Source organism: Bacillus sp. FSL R9-9834, from assembly GCF_038006905.1.
In the GTDB taxonomy this organism is placed as follows: domain Bacteria; phylum Bacillota; class Bacilli; order Bacillales; family Bacillaceae_G; genus Bacillus_A; species Bacillus_A pacificus.
In genome coordinates this window covers 4,588,060-4,606,330 of record NZ_JBBOWD010000001.1, presented here as the reverse complement: position 1 = coordinate 4,606,330, position 18,271 = coordinate 4,588,060, and the positions used below count along the sequence as shown (strand labels likewise).

The following is an 18,271-nucleotide window of genomic DNA, read 5'->3' as shown; positions in this document are numbered from 1 at the left end:
GATGTTGTATGCCATCAGTAGAAAGCTTTGAATTAGATCATACGATTGTAAAGGCGCCTTATGTAAGACATTGCGGAGTTCACAATGTAGGTAGTGACGGTATTGTAAATAAATTTGATATTCGTTTTTGCCAACCGAATAAACAAGCGATGAAGCCAGATGTTATTCATACGTTAGAACATTTATTAGCATTTAATTTACGTAAATATATTGATCGTTATCCGCATTTCGATATTATCGATATTTCGCCGATGGGCTGCCAAACAGGATACTACCTTGTAGTAAGCGGAACACCGACAGTTCGAGAAATTATTGATTTATTAGAATTAACATTAAAAGATGCGGTTCAAATTACAGAAATTCCAGCTGCAAATGAAACGCAATGTGGTCAAGCGAAGCTTCACGATTTAGAAGGAGCAAAACGCTTAATGAACTTCTGGTTAAGCCAAGATAAAGATGAACTTGAGAAAGTATTTGGATAAGAAGAAAAACTGCCTGTGAAAGGGCAGTTTTTTTGTGTCATGATAATAAATAAAATTATATCGACGATTTTTTTTATATATCGACGTTTCGATATGGAATATCGACTTACCGACAAAAACTGACAAAAAATCATCCCTATTTTACTACTTGCTTGTAAATGCGAAAATGCTCAAGATTTCATTCTATACGTAGCGAAGGTAGTTTGATATGAGAACGAAGAGCGTAAGAATAGACACGAAAAAAACGGAATGCTCATGGATTTTCGTCCAGATATAAATTCGTTAATTCCGACAAGAATAAAGAAACAACTGAGAATAAATTGTACGTATGGGAGAAGTGAGAAATGATCGGTAATCTGGATATAAGTGCAAAGAAAGAGTATGAGAAGCGTGAAAAGTCCTAAAACAATCCGTAATCCAATTAGCATGTAATGTCCCCTTAAATAGATTATTTACCGAAATAGTTCTGAGAAGCTAAGAAATAAAGCACCAGATCCAGCGAGAAAAGCAAATATACCACTAGATTTTCTGTCTTGTTTTATTTCCCCTAGTCCTATAGTGAAAGCCATTACCCCTAAGAAAATGAACATGTAAGGCATTATTTCTCTATTACCAGTAAAATATCCATAAATTACTATACGTAATGCAATGAATGCAAAAGTAATTCGTAATCCTTTTAACATGTACATTCCCCCTACTATTTTATATGGCTAATGATGAGAACAATCCAGATGAAAGCTCCAGCAACAATACAAATAAATCCTGTTCTGGAATCCTTTTTCTTTATTTGTTCAATAGCAATGAGAAACATTAAAGCTCCTAATAGAAATTGTGAAAGGGGGAGAAAGGTATTTTGCCCCGTATAGAGTCCGATTGCTGACATAATAATTACAGTGAGTGCGATTCCAATGCGAAGTATACGAAACATATTATGAATTCTCCTTATTATTTTTTGTATAAGGATTATCTTCTGGCTTATCAACAGAATGTTTATATGCATAGCCTTTATTAATCGTCATGACGGAGAGTACTAGTATGACTAGGACGATGATAATACCGATAATTAATATTTTAAACATGGAATCCCTCCTTTTCTTTATTTTACATAATTTTGTAATTGATGAAAACAATAGAAATAAAAAGGATGAAAGAAGGGTGTTACATGGAGCAGAAAAAAACATATTATATATCAATAGGAAACGGTCAAATTTCACAAGTGAAGACGGCGGATACGTATAATTTTGAGATTTCCGCAAATGATGAGGAAATTACGGAGTTAAGAGAGTACTTTGATCAAGCGTATGTAGAGGATTTGGGTTCATTTGTACGCTCCCACGTTCCATTTGTTGAGTATCATCATGATTCAAATAATGACCGATATGATGAACAACTACAAAAAGCATATAAAATGATTTACGATTTAGGAAATCATGAGACGAAAGAATTAGTCGCGCAAATGGGAATAATCAATGGATTATAATTGGATAATATTATGCAGAAAAGCGAGAATATGCTACAATTTGTGGTAGGAAAAACTTGTAACCATCAATAGGGGAGTAATGGCATGTACAAATTTAAAGATTATTACCACAACACTGTACAATTATCGTTTGAACGTTATCCATTTTCTCCTGAGCCAAAGCATGTTTGGGTTGTATGCCGGTACGGGGATCAATGGTTATTAACGCATCATTTACGTCGCGGTCTTGAATTTCCAGGTGGAAAAGTAGAACTAGGGGAAACACCGGAAGAAGCGGCAGTTCGAGAAGTTCATGAAGAAACCGGCGGCATAGTTTCTGATTTAACTTACTTAGGACAATATAAAGTATCTGGAAAAGACAAAATAATCATTAAAAACATTTATTTTGCAACAATTAGTGCGGTAGAACAACATACGCATTACGAAGAAACGAAAGGATCTGTTTTATTAACAGACATTCCTGACAACATTAAAACAGATAGAAAATTTAGCTTTATAATGCGCGACGATGTATTGGCGCGTACGATGAAACATATAGAAGAAATCGGCTGTTTTACGAAGTAAAGTAGCCGGTTTCTTTTTTTGTGTGTAAGAATAAATGTAAATATATCTTTACATTTATTTGGATATATTATACAATTTTTTTGTAAAGATATATTTACATTTTAGGAGGGAGAAGATGGATAAAAGGAAAGAAACGACTGTTACTGTTTCGATGGTTAAATTAAATATCTATGTATTTCTTATAATATTCGCTTTGGCGTTTGGAATTGGTTATTTGCATATATTTCTTTCAGGCGGGGTTCGAATTGAAATTACATTACTAACTATGTTTCTTTTTATTATCGCGTTGCTTGTTCTCGTTTGTATTCATGAAGCGATACATCTAATAGGATTTCATTATATCGGAGGCGTGCCGTGGAGTGAACTAAAATGGGGCGTCAATTGGAAATTAGGTGTTGCATATGCGCATTCTAAAAAAGAAATTACAGTAAAGCAAATGAAGAAAGTGTTAATGTTACCATTTCTACCGACTGGAATTTTGCCAATTGTATTGGGATTAGCTATGAATCTGGAGCCACTCTCATTTTTAGGAATTCTACTAACAGCAGGTTGCATGGGTGACATTGCCTTATATCAAAAAGTTTCAAAGTTTCCAGATGATGCGCTAGTGATAGATCATCCAAGTAAACCGCAGTTTACTGTATATGAGTCATAAAGGAAGAGGAGGCGTTTTTGAACAAACGGCTTCTTTTTTGTTTGTCAATTTTTGTCGGTAAGTCGATATATTTCAAGTTACGGTCGATATATCCGAAAAGTCGCTGATAAACTTTCTAGAAGACTGCCCGAATCATAGGAAACCTCCTTACAATTTTTATAATTTATTATCGCATATTCATTAAAAAATGATTATGATATTTTTGTAGAATGTATTGATGGAGGACTGTATGAAGAGACTGTATGGCAAGTTAGTAGGGGTTATCGTTGCAATCGGCTTACTAGCAGGGTGCGAGAGTTCTATGAAGAGTGTGAAAGAAAAAGAAGTTTGTAAAACAGAAAAAGAATGCGTGGAAATAGGAGATAAGAAACTTCAAAAGGTATATGAAAAAATAGATGGATTATCTGAGCTTGAAGCAGTAGAAGATTATGAAATAGAAGAGCATGAAAGTGCAGATATGAAAAAGGCAGAGCGGAAAAAAGAAGATGATGATGAAAATTACTTCTTTTTAGCTTCTTATTATATTGATGGTGATGAAATTGTAGATCCTTATTTTGAAAAAATAGAACGGAAACGTTTAAATAAAGTATTTGCTAATGATAAAGAAGCGAAAGAAGAGGTGCTACAACAACGTCAAGATAGAGGGTATCATGAAGATTTATGGGATATGTATCGCACGCTCATTCCAGCAAAATATCGCGGGAATATAACGGAATTTGATCTAATAACGGATGGTTATGACGGTGTTGTTGCTCACGTTATGCCTAGTATAGAGAATCCGAAAGACTGGACTCTTAGCTTAGATACGCTTGATTCTGCGGTAAATATTGATGAAGTGATGAAAACATTAATTCATGAGACGGCTCACGTGTTAACGCTCGGGCATAAGCAAATACCAGTAGATGAAAACTATGTAAAGGATTTTGAAGAGGATAAAGATATTTCGACGTACCGAAATAAATGTGGAACTCTTTTCTTACAAGAGGGATGCGCGAAGGAAAACTCTTATATTAATCAATTTTATAATTCTTTCTGGAAGCCTATTGAGCAGGAGTGGACAGAAAAGAAAGTAGAAGAAAGTGAAGAAACGCAAATTGCATTTTTTAAAGAAAAGCATGATGAGTTTGTATCACAGTATGGAACGACAAATGTAGCGGAAGATATTGCAGATACGTTTACAGCATTTATTTTACAAGATTCCAAAAAGGTGAAAGAAGGATCGGAGTTAAAGTATAAAAAAATCGCCTTTTTCTATCAATTCCCTGAGCTTGTAAAAATGAGAGCGGAAGTGTTGGCAGGATTATATGATGTTTCGAAAACGATAGAACAACAAAGTGGTAACTAATGCGAGTTATATATGTTAGCTAAGAAAACGTAAAGAATTGTAGTTCTTTACGTTTTTTATGTTGATAAAATTGAAAATTCTGTATTTTTATCAAAAAGAAGAAGGAACTATCACTATAAAATAGAATTAGTATAAAAATGTCACAATTTAGACACAATTATAATGCGCGTGTTATAGGGACTATAAGTTTACTCTCGAGGAGGTAATGAAACGTATGAAAACGATTCTTGCTGTCGCTGGTCTCATTTGGGTAATGTCTCACGGTTTTCCGATTTTTGAAGGGGAGCAAATTCGTAGTGCATTGGATAAAAAGTTTAATGATTATCATGTGATAGATCGAAAAGATAATGTCGTTACAGTACGTGTGAAAGATTGTTTCCATACAGTTACGGTTGCGGATGGAAATGTTAAAAACGAAACAAAGATGTGTGATAAAAAGTAAAAGAAAGAAGCTGACTATAGTCTATCGCTCTAAGTCAGCTTCTTTTTCGTTTCCCAATTAGAAGTTTTTCAAATGCCTCAACAAACACATACATAAGTGTTGCGAGGACGCACGTGAGTAGTACGCTCAGTAAAACAAGTGTGAAATTAAATACTTGGAATCCGTAGCTAATTAAGTAGCCAAGGCCTTGTTTAGAGACGAGAAGTTCGCCGAATATAACACCGACCCAAGATAATCCAACGTTCACTTTTAACGTTGAAATAATGGCTGGGAAAGATGCAGGGAGAACGACTTGTTTATAGCATTGCCATTTATTTGCGCCAAATGTGTCCATCACTTTTATATAGTTAGAATCGACTTCTTGAAATGCGCTGTAAATAACGAGAATGGTAATGATGATGGAAATGATTACTCCCATTGCAATTGACGAAGAAATATTTGGACCGAAGATTACAATGATAATCGGACCAAGTGCTACTTTTGGCATGGCGTTTAGGACGACGAGGTATGGATCGAGTACGCGGGCGAGAAGTGGTAGCCACCAAAGGAAAGTAGCGATAATAGCTCCGAGCACTGTTCCAAGAATGAAGCCTACTCCCGTTTCAAGTAATGTCGTCCATATGTGAACCCAAAGCGAACCATCCATCCATTTACTAAGGAAGAGCTCCCAAATGCTTGAAGGAGAGCTAAAGAGTAAAGGATCAATCCATTCTTTTTTGCTAGCGATTTCCCATAGTGCAAAGAAAAGAATGAGTAGTAAAAGCTGCAAAGAGCGTGCTAACCATGCGCGCCTGCGTTCTTTCTTCCGAAACCGTTCATGTAGTTGTTTTATATTATCCAAGACGCTCCAGCTCCTTCCATATATTTTGGAAGAGGGATGGGAAGTCATGGTGGTGGCGTGATTCTAACGGTGATAGGGAACGGATGCTTTCTGGGACGATAAATGTTTTTGCAATTTTTCCAGGATTCGCTTGCAGTAAATAAATACGATCACTCATCGCAATGGCTTCTTCAATATCATGTGTCACGAGTAGTGAAGTTTTCTTATATTTGTGTAGTAAGCTGAAAACGAGATCTTCTAGTTTCAATTTCGTTTGATAATCGAGCGCCGAAAAAGGTTCATCTAGCAATAAAATTTTTGGGTCGGTCGCTAACGTTCGAACGAGGGCGGCACGTTGACGCATACCACCGGATAGTTCACGAGGATATTGCTGCTCTACATCATGTAGACCGACTTGCTTTAAAAGCTGTAAAGTATGTTCTTTCGTCTGTTCATCGTAAATGTTTCGGATATGAAGTCCGAGCATAATATTTTCTTCAATTGTCTTCCAAGGAAACAAGTAGTCTTGCTGCAACATATACCCCATAGATGAAGTTTTCGTTGTAATGGGCTCGCCATCTAAAAAGACGATACCCTCAATTGGATCAAGCAGCCCGGCAATAATGGAGAGGAGTGTCGTTTTGCCACAACCACTTGGGCCGAGTATCGAAATGAATTCGCCTTCTTCCACTTGTAAGCTCATATCTTCGAGAATCAATTTGGCATTCTCTTTTGCGAAAAAGCAGTGAGAAACGTTACGTATTTGTAAAAAACTCATACACTTCGCCTCTATTTCTTAATAACGCTTTCGGCAATTTTCGTATTGACGAGCGCTTCATGTGGAACTTCTTTTTGTAATTCGCCAGCGTCTTTCATAATCGTTTGGAGCTGTTTCCATTCTTCAGCATCTAATAGTGGATTTGTCGCATAAGAATGTTGCTTTTTATACCGTTCAATTACTTTTACTGTAATGTCTTTTGAAGTGTCTTTAAATAACGGAGAAACGGCATCGGCAATTTCTTCTGGGCTATGAGTATCAACCCATTGTTGTGCTTTATAGAGCGCCCGTGTGAATTTTTCAGCAGCAGCTTTATCTTTCTTTAAGAAACTTTCTTTTGCCATGAACGTTGTATACGGAACAGTACCAGATTCATTTCCGAACGAAGCGACGATATAACCTTTACCTTCTTTTTCAAATATACTTGCAGTCGGTTCAAAGAGCTGTACAAATTCTCCGGTACCAGATGCAAAGGCATTTGCAATGTTAGCGAATTCGATGTTTTGGATTAAATTTGTATCTTTGTGAGGATCAATGCCATTTTTCTTTAAAACGTATTCTCCAACCATTTGTGGCATGCCGCCTTTACGCTGTCCTAAAAACGTAACACCTTTTACGTCATTCCAATTAAAAGAGTCTAATTTTTTACGCGAAACTAAAAATGTTCCATCTGTTTGTGTAAGTTGTGCGAAGTTAATGACTGGGTCCTTTGCGCCTTGTTGATGAACGTAAATAGATGTTTCAGAACCGACGAGAGCAATATCAATCCCGCCAGATAATAGGGCGGTCATCGTTTTATCTCCACCAGCTGTTGTTTGGAGGTCAACATGCAATCCTTCATCTTTAAAAAATCTTTTTTCAATCCCGACATATAACGGGGCATAGAAGAGAGAATGGGTAACTTCGCCGACGCGAACATTTTGAGTTTGTTCTTTCGTATCTTCTTTTTTACTACTGCAAGCAGCAAATGTGAAGACAGCTAGTAACATGATACAAAAAACAGCTATTAATTTTTTCACTATATAACACCTCCTAGAAGTCACTCTACAAGCATGATATGTAGGTAAGTGCCCATATGTGAGTGTAGATAGCAGGAATTTTTTTGGGGATAAAGAAGTACAAATATAAGGGGTGATAAAATGGAGTACGAATATGATGATAGCGTACATTTACATCTTGATTATTTCGGAACAGAATGCGATATGGAATCGATTGCTTATAAACGGAAGAATGAAGACGTGTGGGATGTATATTTTAATTTTGGAGCATATGGTCTTCAGAAAGATGGGATTGAGACGGGGAAATTTATGGACGAATATGCTGGTTATTACGTTTTTTCTGTACATGCTCGTGATCTTAGTTGGGAATTTGGAAGTGCTCAATTTGAAGAGTGGGTTTTGAAAAATCATATCGTAGAAAAATCGCTGCAAAAATAAGGAGGAATTTTGTGGTCGATTTTCTTATTTTCTTGTTTATTTTTGTAGTCGGGTTTTTTATTATGCAAGTGCTCATTTACCGATTTGCAAAGAAAAACATCCAAAAATACACAAAAATAAAATGGCTTCATTTATGGCTAGAGATGAATATGAAAAAAGGACCGAGATTAGATTTTTTTGATTTTGTAGTTATTGTACTCGTATGTATCGTATGGAAAATATGGCTGTTTCCTTTTATATAATACTTTATCCCGCATTAACGGGCAGCCCGCCCCGCACCTCAAAATTGAGCGAAAGCAAAGAAGTTAGGTGGGGCGGGTTCTTTTGTTATAGTAATAGTTGTAAAAAACTTGAAGTTATAAGTGAAATAGTGAGTAGTGTTGTGAAAGATATTTTGACAAATACAGAAACACATACATGCGGAATTAAAGTGTGATTACAGAATGGACAAATTGGCTGTGTGCAAAGTGTGGGGTAATAAGAAAGAGGTCGTCCACCGTTGGACGACCTCTTTCTTATTATGCTTGGTTAGTGCGGAAGAATGGAAGCTTCTGCACAATGTGAATTAATCCGTATGCAAGAATTAAGCACATAAGGGGATTAATGAAAAATCCATAGCGATTAATTGCTAAGAATAAGTTTGAGAAGATAATGTAAATAATAGAACTTGCTACTAGCATCATAACGCGTTTATGTTTAAATGAATTTAGCATGAAGCAGAAGCTGCTCAAGAATGTGCCGATAATAAACACTCTATGACATAGTTGCATAAAGTTATGAATACGGTATTGGTCTACAGCAGGAGCTGTTTTGAATAATTCAATTGTTTTACCGACAGTGAACCAAGAGAACCAATAAGTGAAGTCCGTCTTAAAGCCGTTCTTGATTAATTCTTTTGCGTATGCCCCTTTGTCATCTAAGCCTTTGGCTCTCATTTCATTTACTATATTTTCATATCCAATTTTATTAAATGGATCAGCACCCGCAATTAGTGGGTCAGCACCTTGGGTTGAGAATAAAATAAATTGGTTGAGTGCTAAATAGTTACGAACAACCCATGCACCAATAATAAAGAAAGGTCCGATAAACCATAACAATCCGATTCGAATGGAGTCTTTAAATCCATATGTAAATAACACAACAAGAACAGGAATGAGCATCATTGGAGCTGGATTTGGACGGAACATAAGTAAAATTGAAACGACAATTCCAAACCATATATGGAATTTCACTTTATTGTATTTCCATGCGAGAACAAATACATATACACATAACGCTAATAAGAATATGGATGGAACTTCTGTTAGCAATGTACGGAAGTATGTATAGTTACTTGGATAAATAGCATATAAAATACTTGCAACAATTCCATAAATGTTTTTTTCGAACAATTCTTTTCCTATTAAGAATACTAATAGCACTGTGCATAGGTTCATAATCATGTTAATAACAGTTGCTACGTAATAGTAAGGAATTGATGTAATATCAGAAATAATCATAGCGCCAGCTAATAGTAATGGCTGACCTGGTGTAATATATGCATTTTTCCCTGGAACTTCACTAGGTTCTAAATACACATAACCAAATACACCATGTTTTAATAGTTGTTCAGCTGTTAACGAATAGTTAAAGGCATCATTTGCACCATATGTTACTTTGACTAACTCTCCATCTAATCCTGGCTGTTTTACTAAACAAAAAACGTGCAACAGGAAAGAAAGCGCCAAAATTGCATATACCGCTTTAGGCAAACTCTTAAACTTAGTAAGCAAAAATGAGCAACTCCTTTTTTATTAATTCTTTCGTATTTTCATGTGAAATCTTTAATAGTATTAAGGATTTCCAAAACATAGTTATTATATCATAAAGTGGAATGCTGAAATTAAGTTTTTCAAGAATGAGTATTAACTGGTGATTAAGGGAATATTAAGACAATACATTTATGATAGAAGCAAGTATGCAGACGAAATATGTCATATATGTTATTTTAATAGAAATAGTTCTTTCGATGCGGGGGAAATTAAGACATAGAAACGAGGGAATGAATTGAATTATGGTTTTACACTTTTTGATCTTCCAAAAAGAAATATATTAATTTCTAGCATTATAAGTAGTATGGTGACTTTATTAGTAATAACTATGCTGTTTATGATTTTAAAGGTTTTTAATTTAGACATAATGAAAGCTCAATTAAATCAAAATCTTGTTTTAATTGTCATGATGATTTTCATATGGGGCATAACATTTTATATTTCACATTTTAATAAAAAAGAGATGTCTACACTTAGGGCATCCCTACGAGTGCATTTTATATTATTTTTACTAGCTCATACAGTAGCGTTATTTTATATTGTCATGCAAGTTAATATGAGTTTCATAGAGGCAATGAATTGGATTTACTTGTATAACATGCAGTTTATATTAAGTTTTGTAGCAATTTATGCAATATACATTCTTGTTTATAATGTAATAGGCAAGGTTTTTCTAAGTATGATTTTAACGAGCTGTACGTTAGTCATTTTAGGTATTGTGAATTATTTAAAGCTTATTTTTAGAGGTGATCCGCTGTATCCTTCTGATTTCACACAAATTATGCATATGCAATCTGTTATACCGATGGTGATGGACTATTTTAGCTGGAGTTATATTTTTGTCATTATCTTAAGTATCGTGGCTTGTATTGTAGCAGGGATATATATGAGAAGATATATTCAAAATGTAAAGACTCATCTAGGAATAAGAGCTTTATTAGTAGTAGGATCTATTTTTGTTCTATATGCGTACGGTAATTTTGCGAACACATTTATGAATAAAGTATTTCAAAAATCAGGTGTAGATTTTGTTTTGTGGGATCAAAATGAGAACTATGCTTCAAATGGTTTTGTACTTGGGTTTATTAGCAATTTAGATACAACAGTTATGGAAAAACCAAAAAATTATTCTAAAGAAAATATGCTTCAAATAGCAAACGATATAAAAAAACAATATAGTGGAAATATAGGGAGCCAAAAGAAAAAAGAGAAACCGAATATTATTTTTGTAATGAGTGAATCGTTTTGGGATCCGACGAAAGCAACTAACCTTTCTTTTAGTGAAGATCCTGTACCAAATTTGCATCATTATATAGAAAACTTTCCTGGTGGACAAACTATTTCTCCTACATTTGGGGGAAATACGGCGAACGTTGAATTTGAGGCATTAACGAGTTATTCAATGAGTTTGTTAAAGCCAGGTTCTATACCATATCAGCAGGTTATTACAAATAAGAAAGAAATTCCATCAATCCCTACGGCGTTGAAAAAAGAAGGGTATTACACAAGTGCAATTCATTCATTTGGTCGCTCATTTTTCAAACGCGATGACGTATACAGGGTGTTAGGGTTTGATAAGTTTAATGCAGCTGATACGATGGAAAATGTCGATATTGATGGAGATTATATTAGTGATTTAGCGATGAGTAAAGAGATAATTGCTGAGTTAGAGAAGCAAAAACAACCTACATTTATTCATGCAGTTACGATGCAAAATCATTTTCCATTTACAGAAGGCCGATTTGGTGAAAACCTAATAGAAATTAGCGGGCTAGAAAATGAAGAATCAAAGGGAGAATTAGAGACGTATACAGAAGGGTTAAGACGTTCAGATGAGGCCCTTCAATATTTAATAGAAAAACTAGATAATTTAGATAGACCTACATTATTAGTATTCTTTGGAGATCATCTTCCATCATTAGGAACAAATAAATCTTTTTATAAAGAAAATGGGTATATAACGAATGAAAAAACACCGAGCGAACGTTTAGCGATGGCCCAAACGCCGCTATTAATGTATGCAAACTTTGATATGCCAAATGATAATTTAGGTGTAGTAAGTCCAATTTATTTTTCCAATCTTATTTTTGATTATGCAGGATTAAATAAATCCTTATTTTATCAATTTTTATCGGCATTTTACAAGGAAATACCGGTACTTAGAGATGAATTAAAAGTTGATAAAAATGGAGAAGTAATCAATGATTTAACAAAGAAACAAAAAGAAATGTTAGAGCAATATAAAATGCTCCAATATGACTTACTCGTCGGAAATCAATATAGTAAAGATATCCTCTTTAAATAAAGTAAAACTTTAATCAGTGGGGGTTTTCTTCATCCCCCACTGATTATCAGCCCTCACCAATTGGACTTTTATGGGCAGCCCGACCCCCACCTAATTTCTTTGCTTTACTGAATTTTGAGGTGGGGGTCTTACTGCCCGTTAAAGCGGGATAAAAGAAACAAAAAGAACTTGTATAACGATACAAGTTCTTTTTTATAGTATTTAACGGGGTAACCAGACAAGCTGGGTTTAGGGAGTATTACTTGTACATTTAGTATAAATGAAAATGTAATCGTTTTATCAATTGATTTGTGAGAAATGTGTGAATTTTAACGTTTTTGAAAACTACGTTCCTATCGATACGATTTGGCATAGGTTTTTATGAATGCAAAAACTTTATAAGTTCTTCGTTTAATTCATCCGCTTGATCGATTGGGGAGCCGTGACCACTATTGGTGAGAGGATGTAACTGAGAATTTTTAATACGCTTTTGCGTAAGTTCAGCGCTTTTGTATGGGATAAGTTGATCGTGAATACCGTGGAATATTTTTGTTGGCACGTTAATTTTACTTAAATCTTTCGTTACATCTTCATTTGCGGCTGCTTGCAATATTTTGATGAGAGCATAGGAAGCAGACTGCATACCGAGATAAGAAAACCATTCTAACGTAGCGGATCCTAAGTTTCTATTAAAAAATGATAAAGACACATCATTTAAAAATTTAGGTAGATTAGCATACATTTGATTAATGAGAGTATCTGCTTGTTCTTTTGGGACACCATAGGGAGATTCTTGATTTTTAACGAAAGAGGGGGAAACGGCATCGATTAATACAAGTTTAGAAATACGTTGACCATTATAGCGAGACATGTACCGAATGGAAAGAGCACCGCCTACTGAGAAACCGACTAATGTAGCATTTTCGACTTGAAGTGCTTCTAGGACAATGGCGATATCGTCTGCTAAACGATCGTATGTGTAACCAGTCCATGGTTTATCGGATTGCCCATTTCCGCGTATATCCATAGCGATGCAGCGGAAACCGTGCTGTGGTAATACGTTGAGCTGATATTGGTACATTTGATGATTTAAAGGCCAACCGTGAACGAAGAACACGGTTTTACTACTGGGACCGGGATTAACATCTTGCACAAAAATATGCACATCTTTCTCGACGGTAACAAACATGAATGAGCCTCCTATTCCTACGCCAGGAGCGTAGGTTTTCGTTCTATTAAGACACCAAACTTTCCTTCATTTTTTACCATTTATATAAAATCTCTCCCACATAATATACGTATTATTGTTTATAATTTTTATGATTACATATCGTCTGAAAGTATTAAAACGTTGGGATGATTTTCCTCAAATGTTCGATTTATCTTTGTTTGTATAAGAAAATCATTTATTATAATAAATGGTATTCTTCGAGATATTATGTTGAAGGGGTGTTGAAGTGAAAGAAAGTTTTCTATCATATAAAGAAGAAGAAAGGAATGCCAAAATCTTTTTGTGGGTGCTATACGTTATTGTTGTTTCATACCAAATTCTCTATGCAATCGTATTAGAAAATAAATCACTAACGGATAAGGGACATAGCATACTATGGCAAGTTATTTGCGGAACTGCAATACTCGGTGTAAATGTATATTTAATAAAAAAAGAGAAAGTGAATTTTGTGAAATATGCATGTGTATTTGCATACATAGGAATAGAAATTGCTAACATACTTTCGTATATGCTTTATAATGAGGCGGCATTTGATGGGGTAAATATAATAGAAATTATTCTCATCTTCTTTGTACCTATATTTTTAAATAAAAAATATTTTGTGTTTGTACTTTCAACTATTGTAGGGAAATATGTAATTTACTTATTTGTATTAAAGGAAGTAAAAGGATTTATGTACCTCATTATGTATACACTCATATTAATAGCGGCATATATCATTTTAAATCGATTTATACAATACCTTTCAGCAGTAAAGGAAAGTATTAAGATTGCTAGTGAATCACAAAAATTAGCAGTAATCGGAAAGATGGCAGCGACAGTGGGACATGAAATTAAAAATCCACTTGCTTCATTAAAAGGGTTTACGCAATTACAACGAGAGAAGCATGAAGAGGACCCTATTTATAAACAGATGATTTTTGAAATAGAAAATATGAATAATATGATAAGTGAATTGATGGAAGTTGCTACATGTAAACCCTCTATTTATAAAAAACATAATATAGGTGAAATTGCATTACAAGCAGTAGCAATTCTTCGAGAAAAAATGAATGAATCTACTGTCCAGCTTATGTCTAATATCGAAGAAAAGATAATAGAAGTTGAATGTGATGAGCGAAAAATAAGAGGGGTCTTTCTATATGTCATAAAAAATGCTCTGGAGGCAATGGAGCAAGGTGGCACATTAGAGTTACGATTAGAAAATAAAGGACAAGATTATGTAATATTAAGTGTAATCGATAATGGTTACGGTATTAAGAAAGAAAATGTGGCTCGTGTTACAGAAGCTTTTTATACAACAAAACAAGATAAAATTGGTTTGGGACTTACGGTAGCAGATCGAATTGTCAACGAACACCTTGGTACGTTACATATTTCAAGTGAAAGAGATAAGGGAACGAGAATAGATATTATTCTTCCAAAAAAGTGTGGAAATAATGAAATACAAGTGGGAGAAAAGCTAGGAGTTACCATATGAATAAAGACGGTATATTTAAAAATGAAGAAATGAAGGCGCTGAAAATATATTTAAGTTTATTTTTCATTATATTTTTTGTATACGATCTTGCCTACGAATTTATTGTACCTTTAATAGGAGGAGAGCAAGAAGGAGTAGGACAATTTGAAGATGGTTTAGGTTTATGGCTTTATTTTCTGATGGTGTTTTTATTTTGCATTGGAATATACTTTATGAAATGGAAAAATCCATTTGCAGTAAAGTATATTATTCTAATTGGGTATAATCTATTAGATTTTATCCATAATATTATGATTTACTACGGTAGTGATGCTGAGTTTGATGGTGGGAATATAGTAGAAGGATTTTTTATTTTATTTGCCCCACTTTTTGTGAATAAAAGATATTTTTGGTTAGTTCCGAGCATACTTGTTGGAAAATATGCTCTTATAGGAATCATGATTCACTCATCACTCGTTTTAATCCCGATGGCATTATATAGCGTATTTACTATCATATGTTGGATTATGTTTTTAAGGTTCCAATCTTACGTTCGTACGTTTGAGATGATGAATAAAGAAATACAACAAACAGAAAAATTAGCAACTGTTGGGAAAATGGCTACAGTTATTGGTTCCAAAATTAAAAGACCTTTAGCTAATTTAGATAAATTTGTAAATAAGCAAGCGGTTAAATATCCAGAGGATAAAATATATAGTGATATTATGAAACAAGAAGTAGAACGAATTCATACAATCGCTACAGAACTTAGTGGATTTGAGAAATCTAAATCAATAGAATCAGAAGTTCATAATATAGAAGAAATTATCGCTTATGTTATTCGAGTTATGGGGAAGCCTGCTTTAAATCAAGGTGTGCACATACAAGGTATTTATAGTAAAGACATACCATCGATTACATGCGATGAAAAACGATTAAAACAAGTGTTTTTTAATCTAATTAAAAATGCGATTGAAGCAATGTCAGTTGGCGGAACGATTACGATTAAAGTGACTGTAGAAGATGCAATCATTGTTCAAGTTAAGGATGAAGGTTGCGGCATTCCAAAAGACAAAATCCCGAAGCTAAATGAAGCCTTTTACACAACAAAAGAAACGGGAACAGGTTTAGGCTTAGTAGTTACAGAAAAAATTATTAAAGATCACAACGGTAAAATAAGTTTTGAAAGTGAAGTTGGGGTTGGAACGACGGTGAAGGTTGTATTGCCGATATCATGAAAAGTTATTTTAAAAAGGGAGATCACTTATTTGAGAGTGAACTCCCTTTTTTTTGAATGAAAATTCAAAATTGTTCACACTATTAGTGCAGTATACGGAAAATAAAATCCGAAATATGTTTATTTTGCAGTGAAAGTATATAATGAACTTGTCTGTTATTTGTTAACCCGAATCTCGGGTCTTTTTTGTGGAATAAATAGTTTTAAGTGTGAGTTTATAGATCAGTGATTAGGAAAATAGAATATACAGCACTCGCAGTAATTCCAGGGTTAATATAAAGGGATATAGCATCCCCTCTTGAAACGGGATTTCCAGTTGTAATACTAGTCCAAGTTACAGTAGCGGGACCTACTGCGGGAGTAGGATTAAATACTTGAATTTGTCCGGAACCAGTATCCGTCGGTTTAATGGAAAATACTATAGTTCCGGTAATTTTGTCTGTGGTAGTTAAAGTAATAGTAGTTAGAATGTAACTGGAAGTAGGAGCGGTGAGGTTTGTAGGGACATTCCTGCAAATATCAATTGTATAAACAGCAGCAGGTAAGTTATTTACATTTATAGACGCCGTAAAACCAACTATACTACCAGATCCAGCAGTGACATACGGAATAACATTGGAGTCAATTCCAGGAGATCCCGCTATACGTTGAAAACCAGCATTTGTTCCTTGAAACACAATACTTTTTGCTGAAGCACTACCAGCGGAGCCGGTGGGTCCAGTACTTCCAGTGATGCCGGTGGGTCCGGTGTTACCAGTGGGTCCAGTGATGCCGGTGGGTCCGGTGTTACCAGTGGGTCCAGTGATGCCGGTAGATCCGGTGTTACCAGTGGGTCCGGTGCTTCCAGTGGACCCAGTGATGCCAGAAGGTCCGGTGCTTCCGGTGGGTCCAGTGAATCCGGTGCTTCCGGTAGATCCGGTGATGCCAGTGGGTCCGGTGCTGCCGGCAGGTCCAGTGATACCAGTGAATCCGGTGCTTCCAGTGGGTCCAGTGATGCCGGTAGGTCCGGTGCTGCCGGTGGGTCCAGTGATGCCAGTGGGTCCGGTACTCCCAGTAGGTCCAGTGTTCCCGGTAGATCCGGTGATGCCAGTGGATCCGGTGCTTCCAGTGGGTCCGGTGCTTCCGGTAGATCCGGTGCTTCCAGTGGGTCCAGTGCTTCCAGTAGATCCGGTGTTACCAGCAGGTCCGGTGCTTCCGGTAGATCCGGTGTTACCAGTGGGTCCGGTGCTGCCGGCAGGTCCAGTGATACCAGTGAATCCGGTGCTTCCAGTGGGTCCAGTGATGCCGGTAGGTCCGGTGCTGCCGGTGGGTCCAGTGATGCCAGTGGGTCCGGTACTCCCAGTAGGTCCAGTGTTCCCGGTAGATCCAGTAATCCCGGCAGGCCCAGTATTCCCGGTAGATCCAGTGATACCAGTGGGTCCAGTAGCCCCACTTTCTACTAATACGATATAATCTGAAGAGACATTAGGAAATCCTTGAGGTGCATCCTTTTTTACAACATAGCCGCTGCTCGTATAAGTAACAACTTGTCCGGCTTTATAGTTGGGAGCGGCTGCAAGACTAAAGGCGGTAGTACTTTGTAAGCCAGCTCCTGTACCCCCAGTAGCGCCGGTAGCTCCAGTGGGTCCAGTGATGCCGGTAGGTCCGGTGATGCCGGTGTTACCAGTGCTTCCAGTGGGTCCGGTGATGCCAGAAGGTCCAGTGATGCCGGTAGGTCCGGTGATGCCAGAAGGTCCAGTGATGCCAGAAGGTCCAGTGATGCCGGTAGGTCCGGTGATGCCAGTGGGTCCAGTGTTCCCGTTAGATCCAGTAATACCAGTGGGTCCAGTAGGCCCACTTTCTACTAATACGATATAATCTGGAGATACATTAGGAAATCCTTGAGGTGCATCCTTTTTTACAACATAGCCGCTGCTCGTATAAGTAACAACTTGTCCGGCTTTATAGTTGGGAGCGGCTGCAAGACTAAAGGCGGTAGTACTTTGTAAGCCAGCTCCTGTACCCCCAGTAGCGCCGGTAGCTCCAGTGGGCCCAGTGATGCCGGTAGGTCCGGTGATGCCAGAAGGTCCAGTGATGCCGGTAGGTCCGGTGCTTCCAGTGGGTCCGGTGATACCGGTAGATCCGGTGTTACCAGTGGGTCCAGTATTCCCGTTAGAACCACTGGGGCGTCTGCCATCGCAACTAAAACAATTACGTGGGTACATGTATGTTCTCCTTTCTATATTTTGAAAATCTAGTTTTTAAAAT

At 36.3% G+C, this 18,271-nt stretch carries 22 protein-coding genes and 2 pseudogenes; 14 read left to right on the top strand and 10 right to left on the bottom strand.

What is annotated here, in order from left to right; all coding sequences use genetic code 11:
* The first annotated feature begins 8 nt into the window (after positions 1 to 8).
* The gene (gene luxS / locus MKY00_RS24160; RefSeq protein WP_001141369.1) at positions 9 to 482 is read left to right on the top strand and encodes an S-ribosylhomocysteine lyase LuxS; all 474 of its coding nucleotides are present in this window, start codon (positions 9 to 11) and stop codon (positions 480 to 482) included.
* Positions 483 to 934: 452 nt separating this feature from the next.
* On the opposite strand, the gene MKY00_RS24155 is transcribed toward luxS, so the two are convergent.
* From MKY00_RS24155 to ytzI, 3 genes are read right to left on the bottom strand one after another with little or no spacing between them, the layout of a single operon-like run.
* Positions 935 to 1,165, bottom strand: a complete 231-nt coding sequence (locus tag MKY00_RS24155) for a YczI family protein (protein ID WP_016718744.1) — start codon at positions 1,163 to 1,165, stop codon at positions 935 to 937.
* Between the two features lie 14 nt (positions 1,166 to 1,179).
* Entirely contained in the window at positions 1,180 to 1,410 is a 231-nt protein-coding gene (locus tag MKY00_RS24150; protein WP_016718743.1) for a DUF3953 domain-containing protein, read from the bottom strand.
* Between the two features lies 1 nt (position 1,411).
* A complete protein-coding gene (gene ytzI, locus MKY00_RS24145) occupies positions 1,412 to 1,561 on the bottom strand; it encodes a YtzI protein (protein WP_016718742.1) in 150 nt (49 codons plus the stop codon).
* An 83-nt stretch (positions 1,562 to 1,644) separates the two neighbouring features.
* Between ytzI and MKY00_RS24140 the strand changes: the two genes are divergently transcribed.
* The 5 genes from MKY00_RS24140 (at position 1,645) to MKY00_RS24120 (ending at position 4,968) form a co-directional block, all read left to right on the top strand.
* Positions 1,645 to 1,962, top strand: coding sequence for a hypothetical protein (locus tag MKY00_RS24140; RefSeq protein ID WP_000435820.1), 318 nt, complete (start codon positions 1,645 to 1,647; stop codon positions 1,960 to 1,962).
* Positions 1,963 to 2,046: 84 nt separating this feature from the next.
* Positions 2,047 to 2,526 (top strand): antimutator 8-oxo-(dGTP/GTP)ase, encoded by a 480-nt coding sequence (gene mutTA, locus MKY00_RS24135; RefSeq protein ID WP_000276389.1) that lies wholly within the window; start codon positions 2,047 to 2,049, stop codon positions 2,524 to 2,526.
* A 115-nt stretch (positions 2,527 to 2,641) separates the two neighbouring features.
* The gene (locus tag MKY00_RS24130) at positions 2,642 to 3,181 is read left to right on the top strand and encodes a DUF3267 domain-containing protein (protein ID WP_016718741.1); all 540 of its coding nucleotides are present in this window, start codon (positions 2,642 to 2,644) and stop codon (positions 3,179 to 3,181) included.
* A gap of 229 nt (positions 3,182 to 3,410) precedes the next feature.
* Positions 3,411 to 4,526: a hypothetical protein gene (locus MKY00_RS24125; protein WP_016718740.1), complete on the top strand. Its 1,116-nt coding sequence runs from the start codon at positions 3,411 to 3,413 to the stop codon at positions 4,524 to 4,526.
* Positions 4,527 to 4,740: 214 nt separating this feature from the next.
* A complete protein-coding gene (locus MKY00_RS24120; RefSeq protein WP_000849109.1) occupies positions 4,741 to 4,968 on the top strand; it encodes a hypothetical protein in 228 nt (75 codons plus the stop codon).
* A gap of 34 nt (positions 4,969 to 5,002) precedes the next feature.
* Here the strand turns inward: MKY00_RS24120 and MKY00_RS24115 are convergent, their stop codons facing one another.
* From MKY00_RS24115 to MKY00_RS24105, 3 genes are read right to left on the bottom strand one after another with little or no spacing between them, the layout of a single operon-like run.
* Entirely contained in the window at positions 5,003 to 5,809 is an 807-nt protein-coding gene (locus tag MKY00_RS24115; protein ID WP_016718739.1) for an ABC transporter permease, read from the bottom strand.
* Positions 5,802 to 6,566: an ABC transporter ATP-binding protein gene (locus MKY00_RS24110; RefSeq protein WP_000009047.1), complete on the bottom strand. Its 765-nt coding sequence runs from the start codon at positions 6,564 to 6,566 to the stop codon at positions 5,802 to 5,804. Before MKY00_RS24110 ends, MKY00_RS24115 begins: the two co-directional genes overlap by 8 nt.
* Before the next feature lie 11 nt (positions 6,567 to 6,577).
* Positions 6,578 to 7,585, bottom strand: coding sequence for an ABC transporter substrate-binding protein (locus tag MKY00_RS24105; protein ID WP_000733207.1), 1,008 nt, complete (start codon positions 7,583 to 7,585; stop codon positions 6,578 to 6,580).
* A gap of 120 nt (positions 7,586 to 7,705) precedes the next feature.
* Between MKY00_RS24105 and MKY00_RS24100 the strand changes: the two genes are divergently transcribed.
* The 3 genes and pseudogenes from MKY00_RS24100 to MKY00_RS30260 form a co-directional block, all read left to right on the top strand.
* Positions 7,706 to 8,002 (top strand): DUF3986 family protein, encoded by a 297-nt coding sequence (locus MKY00_RS24100; protein WP_000455572.1) that lies wholly within the window; start codon positions 7,706 to 7,708, stop codon positions 8,000 to 8,002.
* Between the two features lie 11 nt (positions 8,003 to 8,013).
* Entirely contained in the window at positions 8,014 to 8,244 is a 231-nt protein-coding gene (locus MKY00_RS24095; protein WP_000227423.1) for a hypothetical protein, read from the top strand.
* Between the two features lie 119 nt (positions 8,245 to 8,363).
* Positions 8,364 to 8,438, top strand: a pseudogene (locus MKY00_RS30260) (DUF2196 domain-containing protein); the annotation flags it as partial.
* 82 nt (positions 8,439 to 8,520) lie between these two features.
* Here MKY00_RS30260 and MKY00_RS24090 read toward each other — a convergent pair.
* Positions 8,521 to 9,774, bottom strand: a complete 1,254-nt coding sequence (locus tag MKY00_RS24090) for a glycosyltransferase family 39 protein (RefSeq protein ID WP_000956217.1) — start codon at positions 9,772 to 9,774, stop codon at positions 8,521 to 8,523.
* 274 nt (positions 9,775 to 10,048) lie between these two features.
* Here MKY00_RS24090 and MKY00_RS24085 point away from each other — a divergent pair, with 274 nt between their 5' ends.
* The gene (locus MKY00_RS24085) at positions 10,049 to 12,118 is read left to right on the top strand and encodes an LTA synthase family protein (protein ID WP_016718738.1); all 2,070 of its coding nucleotides are present in this window, start codon (positions 10,049 to 10,051) and stop codon (positions 12,116 to 12,118) included.
* A gap of 358 nt (positions 12,119 to 12,476) precedes the next feature.
* Here MKY00_RS24085 and MKY00_RS24080 read toward each other — a convergent pair whose 3' ends face one another.
* A complete protein-coding gene (locus MKY00_RS24080) occupies positions 12,477 to 13,286 on the bottom strand; it encodes an alpha/beta fold hydrolase (RefSeq protein WP_016718737.1) in 810 nt (269 codons plus the stop codon).
* 268 nt (positions 13,287 to 13,554) lie between these two features.
* Here MKY00_RS24080 and MKY00_RS24075 point away from each other — a divergent pair, with 268 nt between their 5' ends.
* Positions 13,555 to 14,808, top strand: a complete 1,254-nt coding sequence (locus tag MKY00_RS24075; RefSeq protein ID WP_016718736.1) for an ATP-binding protein — start codon at positions 13,555 to 13,557, stop codon at positions 14,806 to 14,808.
* Positions 14,805 to 16,025, top strand: a complete 1,221-nt coding sequence (locus MKY00_RS24070) for an ATP-binding protein (protein WP_016718735.1) — start codon at positions 14,805 to 14,807, stop codon at positions 16,023 to 16,025. Before MKY00_RS24075 ends, MKY00_RS24070 begins: the two co-directional genes overlap by 4 nt.
* Positions 16,026 to 16,239: 214 nt before the next feature.
* Here MKY00_RS24070 and MKY00_RS30255 read toward each other — a convergent pair whose 3' ends face one another.
* On the bottom strand, positions 16,240 to 17,271 hold the full coding sequence (locus MKY00_RS30255) for a collagen-like protein (RefSeq protein ID WP_316250869.1): 1,032 nt from the start codon (positions 17,269 to 17,271) through the stop codon (positions 16,240 to 16,242).
* Between the two features lie 34 nt (positions 17,272 to 17,305).
* Here MKY00_RS30255 and MKY00_RS24060 point away from each other — a divergent pair, with 34 nt between their 5' ends.
* Entirely contained in the window at positions 17,306 to 17,476 is a 171-nt protein-coding gene (locus tag MKY00_RS24060; RefSeq protein ID WP_341035296.1) for a hypothetical protein, read from the top strand.
* A 137-nt stretch (positions 17,477 to 17,613) separates the two neighbouring features.
* Here the strand turns inward: MKY00_RS24060 and MKY00_RS30250 are convergent.
* Positions 17,614 to 18,063, bottom strand: a pseudogene (locus MKY00_RS30250) (collagen-like protein); the annotation flags it as partial.
* Here MKY00_RS30250 and MKY00_RS24050 point away from each other — a divergent pair.
* Complete coding sequence (locus MKY00_RS24050; protein WP_229147255.1) at positions 18,062 to 18,253, top strand: hypothetical protein; 192 nt, start codon at positions 18,062 to 18,064, stop codon at positions 18,251 to 18,253. The pseudogene MKY00_RS30250 and the gene MKY00_RS24050 overlap by 2 nt on opposite strands.
* Positions 18,254 to 18,271: the final 18 nt, after the last annotated feature.